The organism is uncultured Luteimonas sp. (genome assembly GCF_947492465.1).
Taxonomy (GTDB): Bacteria; Pseudomonadota; Gammaproteobacteria; order Xanthomonadales; family Xanthomonadaceae; genus Luteimonas.
Genome location: NZ_CANLNF010000001.1, coordinates 327,748 through 341,946, shown reverse-complemented (window position 1 = coordinate 341,946; position 14,199 = coordinate 327,748). Strand labels below are relative to the sequence as shown.

At 69.6% G+C, this 14,199-nt stretch carries 17 protein-coding genes; 7 read left to right on the top strand and 10 right to left on the bottom strand.

From position 1 onward, the window contains the following. Positions 1-100: 100 nt before the first annotated feature. Positions 101-1,138 (bottom strand): type IV pilus twitching motility protein PilT, encoded by a 1,038-nt coding sequence (locus Q0863_RS01485; RefSeq protein ID WP_298573801.1) that lies wholly within the window; start codon positions 1,136-1,138, stop codon positions 101-103. Positions 1,139-1,524: 386 nt separating this feature from the next. On the opposite strand from Q0863_RS01485, the gene proC reads away from it, so the two are divergent. Both proC and Q0863_RS01475 read left to right on the top strand, forming a co-directional pair. After that, positions 1,525-2,370: a pyrroline-5-carboxylate reductase gene (proC, locus tag Q0863_RS01480; protein WP_298573799.1), complete on the top strand. Its 846-nt coding sequence runs from the start codon at positions 1,525-1,527 to the stop codon at positions 2,368-2,370. Positions 2,371-2,374: 4 nt separating this feature from the next. Further along, positions 2,375-2,863 (top strand): DUF4426 domain-containing protein, encoded by a 489-nt coding sequence (locus Q0863_RS01475; RefSeq protein WP_298573794.1) that lies wholly within the window; start codon positions 2,375-2,377, stop codon positions 2,861-2,863. A gap of 39 nt (positions 2,864-2,902) precedes the next feature. On the opposite strand, the gene Q0863_RS01470 is transcribed toward Q0863_RS01475, so the two are convergent. Beyond that, on the bottom strand, positions 2,903-3,682 hold the full coding sequence (locus tag Q0863_RS01470) for a cobalamin-binding protein (protein ID WP_298575822.1): 780 nt from the start codon (positions 3,680-3,682) through the stop codon (positions 2,903-2,905). A 113-nt stretch (positions 3,683-3,795) separates the two neighbouring features. Then, positions 3,796-4,398, bottom strand: a complete 603-nt coding sequence (pdxH, locus tag Q0863_RS01465) for a pyridoxamine 5'-phosphate oxidase (RefSeq protein ID WP_298573787.1) — start codon at positions 4,396-4,398, stop codon at positions 3,796-3,798. 17 nt (positions 4,399-4,415) lie between these two features. On the opposite strand from pdxH, the gene Q0863_RS01460 reads away from it, so the two are divergent. Continuing rightward, positions 4,416-5,240 (top strand): kinase, encoded by an 825-nt coding sequence (locus Q0863_RS01460; RefSeq protein ID WP_298573785.1) that lies wholly within the window; start codon positions 4,416-4,418, stop codon positions 5,238-5,240. Here the strand turns inward: Q0863_RS01460 and Q0863_RS01455 are convergent. From Q0863_RS01455 to Q0863_RS01430, 6 genes are all read right to left on the bottom strand, one after another. Continuing rightward, positions 5,227-5,667: a hypothetical protein gene (locus Q0863_RS01455; protein ID WP_298573783.1), complete on the bottom strand. Its 441-nt coding sequence runs from the start codon at positions 5,665-5,667 to the stop codon at positions 5,227-5,229. The two genes, Q0863_RS01460 and Q0863_RS01455, sit on opposite strands and share 14 nt — an antisense overlap. Before the next feature lie 53 nt (positions 5,668-5,720). Beyond that, the gene (locus Q0863_RS01450; RefSeq protein ID WP_298573781.1) at positions 5,721-6,224 is read right to left on the bottom strand and encodes a hypothetical protein; all 504 of its coding nucleotides are present in this window, start codon (positions 6,222-6,224) and stop codon (positions 5,721-5,723) included. A 100-nt stretch (positions 6,225-6,324) separates the two neighbouring features. Next, positions 6,325-6,885, bottom strand: coding sequence for a hypothetical protein (locus tag Q0863_RS01445; protein ID WP_298573779.1), 561 nt, complete (start codon positions 6,883-6,885; stop codon positions 6,325-6,327). A gap of 73 nt (positions 6,886-6,958) precedes the next feature. Next, positions 6,959-7,204: a hypothetical protein gene (locus Q0863_RS01440; RefSeq protein WP_298573777.1), complete on the bottom strand. Its 246-nt coding sequence runs from the start codon at positions 7,202-7,204 to the stop codon at positions 6,959-6,961. Positions 7,205-7,366: 162 nt separating this feature from the next. Next, the gene (locus Q0863_RS01435; protein ID WP_298573775.1) at positions 7,367-7,744 is read right to left on the bottom strand and encodes a hypothetical protein; all 378 of its coding nucleotides are present in this window, start codon (positions 7,742-7,744) and stop codon (positions 7,367-7,369) included. A gap of 276 nt (positions 7,745-8,020) precedes the next feature. Then, positions 8,021-8,797 carry a hypothetical protein gene (locus tag Q0863_RS01430; protein ID WP_298573774.1) on the bottom strand — a complete coding sequence of 259 codons (777 nt, stop codon included), beginning with the start codon at positions 8,795-8,797 and terminating at the stop codon, positions 8,021-8,023. 160 nt (positions 8,798-8,957) lie between these two features. Here Q0863_RS01430 and Q0863_RS01425 point away from each other — a divergent pair, with 160 nt between their 5' ends. Beyond that, positions 8,958-11,696 (top strand): winged helix-turn-helix domain-containing protein, encoded by a 2,739-nt coding sequence (locus tag Q0863_RS01425; RefSeq protein WP_298573773.1) that lies wholly within the window; start codon positions 8,958-8,960, stop codon positions 11,694-11,696. Between the two features lie 5 nt (positions 11,697-11,701). Here the strand turns inward: Q0863_RS01425 and Q0863_RS01420 are convergent, their stop codons facing one another. Then, positions 11,702-11,905 (bottom strand): dodecin family protein, encoded by a 204-nt coding sequence (locus tag Q0863_RS01420; RefSeq protein ID WP_146386688.1) that lies wholly within the window; start codon positions 11,903-11,905, stop codon positions 11,702-11,704. 266 nt (positions 11,906-12,171) lie between these two features. On the opposite strand from Q0863_RS01420, the gene Q0863_RS01415 reads away from it, so the two are divergent. Genes Q0863_RS01415 through Q0863_RS01405 form a run of 3 tightly spaced genes read left to right on the top strand, consistent with a single transcriptional unit; the run spans position 12,172 to position 14,130 of the window. Next, entirely contained in the window at positions 12,172-12,735 is a 564-nt protein-coding gene (locus Q0863_RS01415) for a shikimate kinase (protein ID WP_298573772.1), read from the top strand. Continuing rightward, complete coding sequence (gene aroB, locus Q0863_RS01410; RefSeq protein WP_298573771.1) at positions 12,732-13,823, top strand: 3-dehydroquinate synthase; 1,092 nt, start codon at positions 12,732-12,734, stop codon at positions 13,821-13,823. The genes Q0863_RS01415 and aroB overlap by 4 nt, the downstream gene beginning before the upstream one ends. Before the next feature lie 52 nt (positions 13,824-13,875). Next, positions 13,876-14,130, top strand: coding sequence for a WGR domain-containing protein (locus tag Q0863_RS01405; protein ID WP_298573770.1), 255 nt, complete (start codon positions 13,876-13,878; stop codon positions 14,128-14,130). Positions 14,131-14,199: the final 69 nt, after the last annotated feature.

The window sequence follows — 14,199 nt, the reverse complement described above, 5'->3', positions numbered from 1 at the left end:
GGAAAGCGCGTTCGCGCTTCCGTCGAATCTCTACCCTTCGCCCGCTTCCCGGCCTTTACGAATCCCGAATCCCGATTCCCGAATTCCGGCGTCTTTTCGCTCACTCGAAAAGACGCTTCTCCTTCGCGTATTCCCTGGCCTGCTGGCGCGTGACCATGCCGCGCTTGACCAGGTCCTGCAGGTGCTGGTCGAGGGTCATCATGCCGTGCTGCTGGCCGGTCTGGATCGACGAATACATCTGCGCCACCTTGTCCTCGCGGATCAGGTTGCGGATGGCGGGGATGCCCACCATGATTTCCCAGGCCGCGGTGCGGCCGCCGCCGACGCGCTTGAGCAGCGCCTGCGAGATCACCGCGCGCAGCGACTCGGACAGCATCGAGCGCACCATCGGCTTCTCGCCGGCGGGGAACACGTCGATGATGCGGTCGATGGTCTTGGCCGCCGAACTGGTGTGCAGGGTGCCGAACACCAGGTGGCCGGTTTCCGCGGCGGTCAGCGCCAGGCGGATGGTCTCCAGGTCGCGCAGCTCGCCCACCAGCACGATGTCCGGGTCCTCGCGCAGCGCCGAACGCAGCGCCTCGCTGAAGCCGTGCGTGTCGCGGTGCACCTCGCGCTGGTTGATCAGGCACTTCTGCGAGGTGTGCACGAACTCGATCGGATCCTCGATGGTGAGGATGTGCCCGTACTCGTTCTTGTTGATGTGGTCGATCATCGCCGCGAGCGTGGTCGACTTGCCCGAACCGGTCGGCCCGGTCACCAGGATCAGGCCCTGCGGCTGTTCGATCAGCTCGCGGAAGATCGGCGGGCAGCCCAGGTCCTCGAGCGTCAGCACCTCGGACGGAATGGTGCGGAACACCGCGCCGGCGCCGCGGTTCTGGTTGAAGGCGTTGACGCGGAAGCGCGCCAGCCCCGGGATCTCGAACGAGAAGTCGGTTTCGAGGAACTCTTCGAAGTCGCGGCGCTGCTTGTCCGACATGATGTCGTAGACCAGCGCGTGCACCTGCTTGTGTTCCAGCGCCGGGATGTTGATCCGGCGCACGTCGCCATCGACCCGAATCATCGGCGGCAGGCCCGCGGACAAATGAAGGTCCGAGGCCTTGTTCTTGACCGAGAACGCCAGTAGTTCGGCGATATCCATGCAAGCTCCCCTGCGGCTGCAGTATGTCGTGATGCGGCCGCCACGACCGTGGTCGACAGCCTATCCCCGGCTGGCAGTATAGCCATGTACGCGGATCACAAAACCGGCCGATCCGGCCCTGTCCGCGGCTGCCGCATGCCGGCCGGAGGGCGACAGGCCGGTTACTGGAGCGCGACGCCCCGACGACGCAGCGGACGCACCGGGCGCCATGCGGGTCCAGGCGTCCGCTGCTCCGGCGGCCGCGCGACCGGCGCACCCGCCCCCGTGCCCGCAGCCGATCCGGAGCGCGGAGCGACCCGGCCCCTCGCCTCTGCGACCTGGCTGCGACATGCCAGCCGGCCGCGTTCGCGCTAGGGTGGCGTTTTCCGGATCCGCACCTCGCCGCCATGACCCCGACCGACCCGCCCGCGCCCTCCGCTTCCCCGATCGCCTTCATCGGCGGCGGCAACATGGCCCGCAGCTTGGTCGGCGGGCTGGTCGTCGCCGGCGCCGACCGGGCCCGCATCCGCGTGGCCGAACCCGATGCGCGCACGCGTGCCGGGCTGGCCGAGGACTTCGGCGTGGCCTGCTTCGCCAGCGCGGAGGAGGCCGTGCCGGGGGCCGCGACCTGGGTGTTCGCGGTCAAGCCGCAGGTGATGCGCCAGGTCTGCGAAACCCTGGCCAGCGCCGCGCAATCGGAACAGCCGCTGGTGGTCTCGATCGCCGCCGGCATCACCGCCTCGCAGCTCGACCGCTGGCTGGGCGGCGGCCTGCCGGTTGTGCGCGCGATGCCGAACACGCCCGCGCTGCTGGGCGCGGGCGTGACCGGCCTGTTCGCCAATGCGCAGGTGGACGAGCGCGGTCGCGAGCGCGCGACGCGCCTGCTGGCCAGCGCCGGGCAGACGGTGTGGATCGCCGGGGAATCGCTGATGGACGCGGTCACCGCCACGTCCGGCAGCGGCCCGGCCTACGTGTTCCTGCTGGCCGAGGCGATGGAGGACGCCGCCATCGCGCAGGGCCTGCCGCCGCAGGCCGCGCGCACGCTGGCGCAGCAGACCATCCTCGGCGCGGCGCGCATGCTCACCGGATCGGGCGAGCCCCCGGCCGAACTGCGCCGCCGCGTCACCTCGCCCAATGGCACCACGCAGGCGGCGATCGAAACCTTCGAGGCCGGCGGCTTCCGCCAGCTCGTGTCGCAGGCGATCGATGCCGCGACGCGGCGCGGCGCCGAACTGTCGGCCGCCAATGACTGAGTCGATGGCCACGCGACACCTGGCGCCGCCGCTGCTGGCGCTGTGCCTGCTCGCAGGCTGCGGCGGCAGTCCGGGCGGACAGGCCGAACTCGCCGCGCAGAGCGCGGAATCGCGCCAGCCCGCCACGCTGCAGGCCGGAGACGTGCGCATCGATGCGAGCGTGGCGCCGTCCGCCTCGCTCAGTCCTGCCATCGCCGCGCGCTATGGCGTCGCCCCGGATCGTGGCAGCCAGCTGCTGCTCGTCGGCCTGCGCCAGGGTCCGGCGCACGCCGAAACATCGCTGCAGGCGCGGGTCGGCGTCCGCGCGCGCGACCTGCGCGGCGTCTGGCAGGACGTGGCCATGCGCGAGGTGCGCAGCGATGGCTTCATCGACTACGTCGGCACCGTGCGGGTGGCACCGCCCGATACGCTGGCGTTCGAGGTCACCGTGCATCGCCCGGGCGTCGCCGCGCCCGACATCCTGCGCTTCAGCCGCGACGTGTTCGCGCGCTAGGACCGATCCGCCCGCCGCGGCCGGACGGACGGCCGCCCGCTAACGCCGCTCGAGCGCCCAGCGCCGGATGATCCCGGCGATCTCGCGCACCCCGTCGGTCACTGCCGCAGGCCCGGGCTGCAGGATCAGCGGCGACTTGATCTCGTGCAGTTCGCCGTCGCGCACCGCCGGGATCGCGTCCCAGCCCGGACGCGCGGCCACCCGTTCGGGGCGGAACTTCTTGCCGCACCACGAGCCCAGGATGATGTCCGGCGCACGCGCGATCACCGGATCGCCGCTGGCGAGGATGCGCGCCTTCGCCAGCGGCTGCGCCGCCAGCTCCGGGAAGATGTCGTCGCCTCCGGCGACGCGGACGAGTTCGGCCACCCAGCGGATGCCGGTGATGATCGGCTCGTCCCATTCCTCGAAATACACCTTCGGCCGCAGCGGCAGCGAGGCCGCCTCGGCCGCGATCTCGTCCAGCCCGCGCTCGAGTTTGGAGGCATAGGCCTCGGCGCGCGCGCCGGCGCCGACCAGCGCGCCGAGCCGGCGCACGTAGTCGAGGATGCCGGCGACGCTGCGGTGGTTGCTGATCCAGACCTCCACCCCGCGCCGCACCAGCTCGGCGGCGATGTCGGCCTGGATGTCGGAGAACCCGACCACGAAGTCGGGTTGCAGTGCGAGGATCGCCTCGATCCTGGCGCTGGTGAAGGCGCTGACCTTCGGCTTCTCCCGGCGTGCGCGTAGGGGGCGCACGGTGAAGCCGCTGATGCCGACGATCCGGTCCTGTTCGCCCAGCGCGTAGAGGACCTCGGTCGGTTCCTCGGTGAGGCAGACGATGCGGGTCGGTCCGCTGGACCGACGGGATTGGAGATTGGGGTTTGGGGATTCGGAAAAGCGGAAAGCGCTTGCCTTCTCCGAATTCCCAATCTCCAATCCCGAATCCCGCCCGGTCACGGATAGAGCATCCGCTTGCTGCAGTGCCCGGTCAGGTCGAACTCGTAGAGCCAGCGCTCGTGCAGGCGGAACTGCGCGCCGTACCAGAACTCGATCCGGTCCGGGCGCACGCGCAGCCCGGTCCAGCGCGGCGGCCGTGGCACCTCGCGACCGGCGAATTCGGCTTCCAGCGCGGCCATGCCCAGCTCGAAGGCTTCGCGCGACTCGAGGGTCTCGGACTGCTTCGACGCCCACGCCCCGAGCTGGCTCACGCGCGGGCGCGAGGCGAAGTAGGCGTCGGCCTCCGCTTCCTCGACGATCTCGACCGGGCCTTCGATCCGCACCTGCACGCCGTTGCGCACGCGCGGCCAATGGAACAGCAGCGCGGCCTGCGGATTGCCCTGCAGCTCGCGTCCCTTGCGCCCGTCCAGGTGGGTGTAGAACACGAAGCCGCGCGCGTCGTGCGCCTTGAGCAGCACCGTGCGCGCGGAAGGCACCGCCTCGCGCGTGGCGGTGGCCACGGTCATCGCGGTCGGATCGGGCTCCCCGGCCGCCAGCGCCTCGGCGAACAGGGCATCGAAGGTGGCCAGGGCCTCGGCCTGCAGGTCTGCGCAGCTCATTGGGCTATTGTGGCGCGATGCCTCCCGATGCGCACGCCGCTCCGCCGCACGGATTCCCGGATGCGCTGGTCGCGCGCGTGCTCGACGACGCGCTGGTGGCGGGCGCGAAGGTCTACGGCATCTCGGGCCTGCAGGGCAGCGGCAAGTCGACGCTCGCCGCGCAGCTGGTCGCGGCGGCGCAGGCGCGGGGGTTGCGCGCGGTGGCGGTGTCCATCGACGACTTCTATCTCGACCTGCCCGAACGCCGGCGCCTGGCGCGCGAGGTCCATCCGCTCCTGGCCACGCGCGGCCCGCCGGGCACCCACGACCTCGCGCTGGCCTGCGGCACGCTCGACGCCCTGCGTTGCGGACGCGCGGTCGCCGTACCTGCCTTCGACAAGCTGGCCGACCGGCGCCTGCCGCGTCCCAGTTGGCGCTGCGAGGCGGCGGACCTGGTGGTGTTCGAAGGCTGGTTCCTGGGCACGCCTGCCGAACCGGAGGCCGCGCTGCAGACGCCGGCCAACGCGCTCGAACGCGACGAGGACGCGGACGGACGCTGGCGGCGCCACGTCAACGCGGCCCTCGCCCGGGACTATCCCGCGCTGTGGCGGCGCATCGACCGCCTGCTGTTCCTGCAGCCGCCGGGCTTCGACGTCGTGCCGGCTTGGCGCTGGCAGCAGGAGCAGGCGCTGCAGGCGCGCAATCCCTCGCGTGCCGGCATGACGCGCGAGCAGGTCGCGCGCTTCGTGCAGCACTACGAGCGCGTGAGCCGGCAGGCGCTGCGGACCCTGCCGGAGATCGCCGACGTCGTCGTCGCGCTCGATGCCGATCGCAAACCGCTCTACGGGATCAGCGGCATTTGAGGTAGGGCGACGCAGCGACGTAGGGACGATATTTCTCCGGCAGCTTCGGTCCGCCCTGGTAGTCGAACTCGTAGACTTCCAGCGCCAGCTTGCCGGGTGTTTCGTCCGCGTTGAGCGTCAGCACGTAGGGGCGCGGTTCGCTGCGGTACGGGAAGAACCAGTGCCCGATCCCTTCGTAGAAGTTGCCCATGTAGCTCGCCGCGTATTCGGGTCGCGTCGCCTTCGGCAGGTCCGGGCCGCCGGTGAAGGCGAAGCCCTCGCGATCGACGACGACCTGCGGCTGCGTCGCGCAGTCGCCGCCCGGCGCGTAGCGGCCGAAGTGTTCCTCGAATCCGTCGAGGTTCTCGACCTCGATGGCGGTGGACGGTCCGGCGTACAGCGCCAGGAACCCTGCCAGCACGGCTGCCGGAAACCCTGACCTCTGCATCTGCATGTCTCCTGGTGGGCTCGCCGCTCCGGAGAGGAAAGGCGAGTGGAAGGTCAATCGACGAAATCGCCGATGTCGCTTTCGCGCCACAGCGCCGGCAGTTCCCGGCGGGGACAGCGGCGGGAACTGCTCTCCCAGCCGTCCCCGTTCTTCGCGCGGTAGCTGGTCCGGCTCGATATCTCGTAGCTGGAGACGCTGACGGGGGCCTCCTCATCGTCACCATAGGCGCTCTCGCAGGTTTCCGTCACCCGGTAGCTGGACGGGCCGGTCTGCTCGATCCGCACGAACCGGCAGAAGTACGGCGGCGTGGTGTAGCCGCCGTAGCCGCTACCGTCTTCCCTCATTACGTGCAGGCTGGCGTTGGACGCCTTTGCACAGGGCGTATCGGTGCTGACGTAGTAGCCGGGCTGCAACGGCAGCCTGTCCACCACGCGCGCCTCCGCCGCCGGCGCTTCGCCGGCCGAGGCGGCCACTTCCGCTGCGGCGCCGGCAGAACCGGGTTGGCAGCCGAGCAACCCGGACAGCACCAGCGGCGCAATCGCGGTCATGGTCTTCAAGCGTGTTCTCCGGTGCGGATGGGGCATGACCTCGGCTTCGGCTCGCGGCGCGCACGGACGGCAGCGCCCGATTTGCTCCGCCGCCATTTTTCAGGATGAGTCAGCCGGGAATGAACTGGTGCTCGCAGCGATTGCACTGAAAGCCGTTCTGCCGCATTTCGGCCGGCAGATCCGCATACTTGGACCTGACCTTGTTCTTGAACATTTTCCTGAGCATGAATCCGCCGTAGAGGATGCCGGCGAACACAATGAGGCCGAGGTAACCGTTCATCATGGCGAAGACGATCCCGAACATGACGGCGAAGATGATGGTGAACATCGGCAGCATGAAGTTGTAGCCGTAGGCCATGCCAAGTCGTGCGCCCTTCTCCGCTGCCCCACCCTGATCCATCACCAAGGTGAGTTTGCGAGTGTCTTCGCCACCGCATTTCGGACAATTCAGGTTCATGGTTCTCTCCTGTGGACAATCAGCGAAAATGGGGACGGCGCTTGCACCTGCGCCGCCGACGGCGTCAGCCACCGCTGCCGCCATGGAACCGGCGCCGTCCAGGACGAAGGCGTGCACGCCCTGCGAGCGGAAGCGGTATCCGTCCTGTTGACCGAACTCGTCGATCTCACCGGCGATTGAGGACATGTCAGACGACACGTAGCAGTTGCGCATGAGTCCACCTGCGCCCCCACGGCAGCAATGGCCATGGTGGACAGGCCGGGATCTGCAGGGTCAGCGCCCTGTGTCACCGGTGCCGCCCCGGGGCTGGCCGGACACACCCCCAGACGCCGAACATGCCCAGCCAGAGCATCGGGAATAGCTGCAGGGCGAAGGCGACGCCGGCTCCGGCGTGCGAGAAGCCTGCGAACGTGAAGGCCAGGAATTTCCATCCTCCGTAGACAAGCATGTATCCGCTCAGGACGAGCAATGCCAGGCCGGAAATCCTGTGGATCGCCGACATGCGGGCAGAGGACTTTCCTTCATCGATCATTGTGCAATCCCCTTTGGTTGTCGTTCGGCCATGGCGAGCGGCATGTCCTTCGTGCCCGGTGAACAGCGCGGATCGCGCCTCCCGCGACTGGCGGCTTCCACCTGAAGCCGCCTGGCTTGCCGCGCGTCCATGCGGACCAGGGAAGCGCCTGGACCGGCCCCGTCATTGTCTGCAGTACACGCCTTTGAGCCCGGTGACGCCCTCCAGGCAACCGCCGAATTTCTTGCGCAGCGTGTACTGATCCAGCGTCGCGGTGATCACCACGTCTCCTTTCCTCACGTGATATCCGCCGGCCTTCCTGACCTGTTTCCCGAACAGCAGGTCACCCATCGACACCGGCCTTCCATCCGCACGAAACGACACCCCTTCCTCGTTGCGCAGGATCCTGACGCCATGCTGGTTGGTCTGGTGGCCCACCATCAGAACCCTTTTGTCCTCCGCGTTGAACACCAGCACCGCCATCTCCGCGTCCGAGGCCCCGACGTACTCACCGGAAGGTTCGAAGCCGCACCCCGTCAGCACCATCAGCAAAAGCCACATCACCAATCCCCTCACCTTCACCCCTCCCATCCTGTCCATGCCCTGCCCTGGTCGAGCCGCCCGGACTGGCGACGGCGCCATGCTTGCGAACCGGCGTCGGCGCCGTCCTCACGTTGCCTTCAAGAAACCTTCAAGCGTGTCGATCCGCCAGGACAATCAATCGTTTGGCGACGCGGTTGTGATTCGGCCATGCTCACCTCCGATTCAAGCCCTGCCGATGGCGCCGCAGGTCAAGCCCCCCCTTCAGGGAAGAAGGGTGCGGCGCATCGGGCCGGCTCAATCACAGGCGTTGTAGTACTCGTACTCGGCCTGCAACTGCTGGCGGGTGGGAATGTGCCCATCCAGTGCCACACTGATGGTGGTGTCGTTGCCTGCACGGCCGAAGTTGCTGTTGATCTGCAACGCGAAGGCGCGACCTCCGCTGCCGCTTCCTGTCAGGCGAAACACCTCCACGCCGGAGCCGCCGCCACCCCAGCAGCCGATCTGCTCCAGCGCATCACCTCGCGCATGCAGCGCTTCCGGCAATGCCACGCCCAAAGGAACCTCTCCGTCCGGTTCAGCCCATTTCTGGAACACCAGAAGCCGCGGTTGCGGCCGACCTTCATCGTCGAGTCCGGGCAACTGCACCTCCAGATCACCGATCCCGCCCTCGCGCGGCGCACCCACCCTGGCAGGCCCCCGCCACGACACGCTGGTCAATGACTGCGGCAAGGCCGCATCGGACACGCCCTTTGTCGCCAGCCCAAGCGCCTGGTGGATGGCTTCCGCCAGCGGCATTGCAGCCTGGACCTTCTCCCACTGCGCCTTGCACCGGCGTTCCGCATCCGGATAGCCGACGCCGAGTCGCTGCTTGCAACCGGGCAGATAGTCGGCGTAGCCGGTAGCGGCACCGGCAGGCGATACGGGCACGGCGGCGCGCTGGGCCAGCGCACTGGCGCATGCCAATGCCAGGAGTGACAGGGCAGAGCACTGGACGAGGGCTCGCAACGGAAGATTCATGGCATCGATTTCCTGGTGGGCATGGTGGCGATCGGTGTGGTCGGCCTCGACCACGCGTGCTTCATCGGCGCACTTGCCCGACCGCCGGGAGCGGCGACGGCGCAATGCTTCGGGAGCAGGACCGGCGTTGTCCTCACGGCACCTTCAAGGAACCTTCAAGCCCGTCGATACGCCAGGACAATCAATCGCTTGGCGCACCGGCTATGATCGGCACATGTCCGCGCCCACGCCTCGCCCCCATCTCTACCGCTGGCGCTTCGGCAGCATCGAGTTCGACGAGGCCCGCTTCGAGCTGCGGGTCTCCGGCCTGCCGGTGGACGTCGAGCAGCGGCCGCTGCAGGTCCTGGCCCTGCTGCTGCAGCACGCCGGCGAGGTGGTGACCAAGGACGAGCTGTTCGAGACCGTCTGGGCGGGGCGGGTCACCGTCGACCACGTGCTGGCGACGGCGGTGGGCAAGCTGCGCAAGGTGCTTGACGCCGGCGGCGAGACCCGCATCGTCACCGTGCCGCGTGTGGGTTACCGCTTCGACGGGCCGGTCGAGCGGATCGCCGTCGGTGAGCGCCTGGCCGGCGAACTGGAGTTCGAGGCCGGCCAGCCCGTGCCCGGACGCCCGCACTTCGTACTCGAGCGCGCGCTGGGGCGGACCCTGGGCAGCGAGGTGTGGCTGGCGCGCCAGCCGCGCAGCCGCGAGGCGCGCGTGTTCAAGTTCAGCCTCGCCGGCGAGCACCTCGCCGCGATCAAGCGCGAAGCCACGCTGATGCGGGTGCTGCGCGACACCCTGGGCGAGCGCGACGATTTCGTGCGCGTGATCGACTGGAACTTCGAGACCCAACCGTTCTTCCTCGAATGCGAGTACGGCGGCCAGGCGCTGCCGGAATGGGCCGCGGAGAATGATCGGCTGGCGGCGATGGACCGCGACGCGCGCATCGCCTTCTTCATCGGGATCGCCGACGCGGCCGCCGCCGCGCTCAGCGTCGGCGTGCTGCACAAGGACCTGAAGCCGGCCAACGTCCTGGTCGCGCCGCAGGGCGACGGCTGGCGGCCGCGGCTCACCGACTTCGGCAGCAGCCGCCTGCTGCAGCCCGAGCGGCTGGAGGAACTGGGCATCACCCGCCTGGGCATGACCGTCGACGATGCTTCCGGCTCTTCCGGCACTCCCCTGTACCTGGCCCCGGAACTGGTCGCCGGGCAGCCGCCGACGGTGCGCAGCGACGTCTATGCCCTGGGCGTGATCCTCTACCAATGGCTGGTCGGCGACCTGCGCCGGCCGATGGCGCCGGGCTGGGAGCGCGAGATCGACGACCCGCTGCTGCGCGAGGACATCGCCCAGGCCACCGACAGCGACCCGGCACGGCGCATCGCCGACGCCGCTGAACTGGCCGGGCGCCTGCGGCACCTGCCCGAGCGTCGCGCCGAACGTATCCGCCTCGAGACGGATGAACGCGCGGCCGTCGCCATGCGCCAGGCGCTGGAACGCACCCGCACGCGGCGGCCGTGGATCGCCGCCACGATTGCCGTGCTCGGCATCGGCCTGCTGGCCAGCAGTCTGTTCTGGTACCGCAGCGAGCGGGAGCGCGAAGCTGCCGCGATGCAGGCTGCGCGCGCCGAGGCGGTAACGCGCTTCCTCGCCGACGACCTGCTTGGCATGGCCGTGCCCGGGCCGTCTGGTTTCGCGCCGGATCCGCGCATGCACGACGTGCTGGAACGTGCGTCCAGCCGGATCGGCGCGCGCTTCGCCGACGATCCCGCCACGCGCGGCGGCGTGCACTCGGTGCTCGGCCAGGCTTGGCAGGCGCTCGGCGAGCGCGACCGTGGCGTCCACCACCTGCGCGAGGCCACGCGCAACCACACCGACGCCTTCGGCGCCACGGACGACATCACTCTCAAGACCCGCTACTTGCTGGTGCGCAGCCTGGCCTACGCCAACGCAGCCGACCAGTTTGCCGAAGCACTGGAACTGCTGGACGACACTGACACCGCCGCCGGAACGCGACTGCAGGGCGAGAACGAAATCGCACTGGAGGCGGCCTACGCGCGTGGCGTCTTCCATTTCCAGAAGCTGCAAATCGAACCGGCGCTGCAAGCCTTCCGTCGCGCCGACGAACTGCAACGCGTCGTCGCGCCGGACGCCGCATCGACCGCCGCCACGATCCGGGAGAACCTTGCCGACAGCACGATCCGGCAGGGGCAGCCGGAGGAAGGCATCGCGCTGCTTCGCGCGATGCTCGAAGACCCGCTGTTCGATGCCGGGCGCATCGGCGAGAACCGGGTCGCCGGCCATCAGATCATGCTGGCGCGAGCGCTGCGCAACCTTGGCCGTTACGACGAGGCTTTGCCTCTGGCGATGGCCGCAGCGGCCACTTCGGAACGCACCCTCGGCGAGGATCACTATTCCACGCTGATCCAGATGTCTACTGTCGCCAGCATCCACGATGCCGCAGGCGACTGCACGCTGGCGCTGCCGATCGCACGCATGGTGCGCGAACGCATGGCCGCGCGTTACGGCGAGCACCTGCAATCGACGCTGGTTGAAACCGGAAACCTCGGCTTCAAGGAACGCGACTGTGGCGACCGCGAGGCCGGGCTCGACTACATCCGCCAGGCCGAACGCGGCCTGCGTGAGCACTACGGCGAGGACAACGTCGCCGCGCACAGCTTCCGCTATTCGCTGGTGACGATGCTGGTCGACGACGGCCACTTCGCCCAGGCATTGGACATGCTGGACGGTCTTGATATCGCCGCGCTCACCGCCGGCGACTCCAGACCGGGCTGGGAACACCGCCTGAACGCGCTTCGGGGCCGGATCCTGATGCATTCAGGCGACATTGGGAACGGCCGCCGCCTGCTCGCGGACGCGGTGCCTGAATTGGTCGCACTCGGCAGCGAGGACGCCGATGAAATCGCGGGCCTGCAGGCACTGCTGGCCGAAGGAGATCCAGCCGGCGGCGATTGACCGCGTCACTCCACCACGAACGTCACCCGCATGTTCACGCGCCACTCGACGATGTTGCCGTCCGGGTCGGTGACGACCTTGGTTTCGTTGAGCCAGGCGCCCTGGATGTTCTTGACGGTTTCGGCGGACTTCTTCAGGCCCGAACGCACCGCATCCTCGACGCTGGTCTTCGACGACGAATTGATTTCGATGATCTTGGCGACCGCCATGGCGTGGCTCCCTTGCATTGCGGCGACAGTGCCACGGTGGCGACAGGATGCGACGACCGGTGTTAAGGCAACGCCTATGCCCTTGTCCGCACGCCGCGGCGCGGCTTCAGCCGCGATCGCGCAAGCGACGACGTGTCCCCGCATCACGGGACGATGAAGTTGCATGTGAGACAAGTTGTTTCATGCGATCCGGAGGTTCATCCCGGACCCATGGGCGACTGCTCCGGCGCGGTCGGCGGCGACCGGCGCCTGCTACGATCCGGACCATGAATCCCGCCCCCAACCTCTTGCTGGTCGGTCCGATGGGCGCCGGCAAATCCTCGATCGGCAGGCGCCTGGCCGGGCGCTTCGGCCTGGCGTTCGTGGATGCCGACCGCGAGATCGAGACGCGGACGGGCACCACCATCCCCACCATCTTCGAATGCGAGGGCGAGGCCGGCTTCCGCGCGCGCGAATCGGCGACGCTGGCGCACCTTCTGCTGGACGAGGGCCAGGTGATCGCCACCGGTGGCGGCGCGGTGCTCGATGCCGGCAGCCGCCAGCGCATGCGCGAGCGCGCCTTCGTGGTGTACCTGCAGGTCAGTCTGGCGCGCCAGCTCGACCGCCTGGCCCGCGACCGCAGCCGCCCGCTGATCGCCGGGGACGACCGCGAGCAGGTGCTGCAGCGCCTGTCCGCGCAGCGCGCACCGCTGTACGAGGAGATCGCCGACCTGCGTTTCGACACCGACCCCTGGTTCCCGCCGCAGGCGGCCGTGCAGCTGGCGCGCCTGCTGCAGGCGCGCTGGCATCGCGGCCCGGATCCGCAGCTGAAGGACACCGCCAGCGCATGACCCAGCCACGTCGCGAGGTCGCCGTCGGCGGCGACCGCGCCTACACCATCACCATCGGCCCCGGCCTGCTCGACGACGGCGCCCTGCTCGCCGCCACCCTGCGCGGCGGCGACGCCTTCGTGGTCAGCGACGACGCGGTCGCCCCGCTCTACCTGCAGCGCGTGCTCGACGCGCTACGGTCGGCGCGCCCGGGCCTGCGGGTCGGACACTGGACGCTGCCGGCCGGCGAGGCCTCCAAGACGCTGGCGCGCTTCGGCGAGGCCATCGACGCGATCGCCCGCGCCGGCGCGCGCCGCGACGCCACCGTGTACGCCCTGGGCGGCGGCGTGGTCGGCGACTTGGCCGGCTTCGCCGCGGCGGCCTGGATGCGCGGCGTCGACTGCGTGCAGCTGCCGACCACCCTGCTGGCGATGGTCGACTCCTCGGTGGGCGGCAAGACCGCGGTCGACCTGCCGCAGGGCAAGAACCTGGTCGGCGCCTTCCATCCACCGCGCGCGGTGCTGGCCGACACCGCCACCCTGCGCACCCTGCCCGCGCGCGAACTGCGCGCCGGCCTGGCCGAGGTGGTGAAGTACGGGGCCATCATCGATGCCGCCTTCCTCGACTGGCTCGACGCCAATGCCGCGGCGCTGCTGGCGATGGACGACGGCGCGCTGGCCGAGGCGATCGCGCGCAGCTGCGCGCACAAGGCCGCGATCGTCGAGCGCGATCCGTTCGAGCACGGCGAGCGCGCCCTGCTCAACTTCGGCCACACCTTCGGCCATGCGATCGAGACCGAACAGGGGTATGGCGGGCTGATCCACGGCGAGGCGGTGGCCGTGGGGATGGTCCAGGCCGCGCGCCTGTCCGAACGCCTGGGCCTGGCCGGCGCAGCCGACACCGCGCGCCTGCGTGGCCTGCTGCAGCGCTTCGGCCTGCCGGTCGATCCGCCCGCTGGCCTGGACACGGGAGCCCTGCTGGGCCACATGCGCCTGGACAAGAAGGCCCAGGCCGGCGGCCTGCGCTTCATCGTCTGGGAGGCCGCCGGCCGCGCCCGGGTCGAGGCCGACGTGCCCGAGGACGTGGTGCGGGACGTGCTGCGGGCCTGAGACCCGGCCCGCGGCCGGCCCGTGCCACCGCGCGACGTACAATGCCCGCCCCATGCGCCTGCTCCTGCAACAACGCCCCGATGGCCGCGAAGCCCCGCGCTTCGTCCAGCTGACCTTGCAGCAGGACCTGCTGGGGGCGTGGACGCTGCTGCGCGAAACCGGCCAGACCGGCGGCCGCAGCACCCTGCGGCGCGAGCAGTACCTGGACCACGCCAGCGCCCTGGCCGCGCTCGAACACGCGCGCGACGTGCAGCTCAAGCGCGGATTCCAGCTGATGTACGCCGAAGGCGCGGGTGCGCCCAGGTGACGGCTGCGGCGTACCGGCGGCGGCGACAACAAGCCTCATCCCCCGCCTATCCCGACGACATGCAGGATC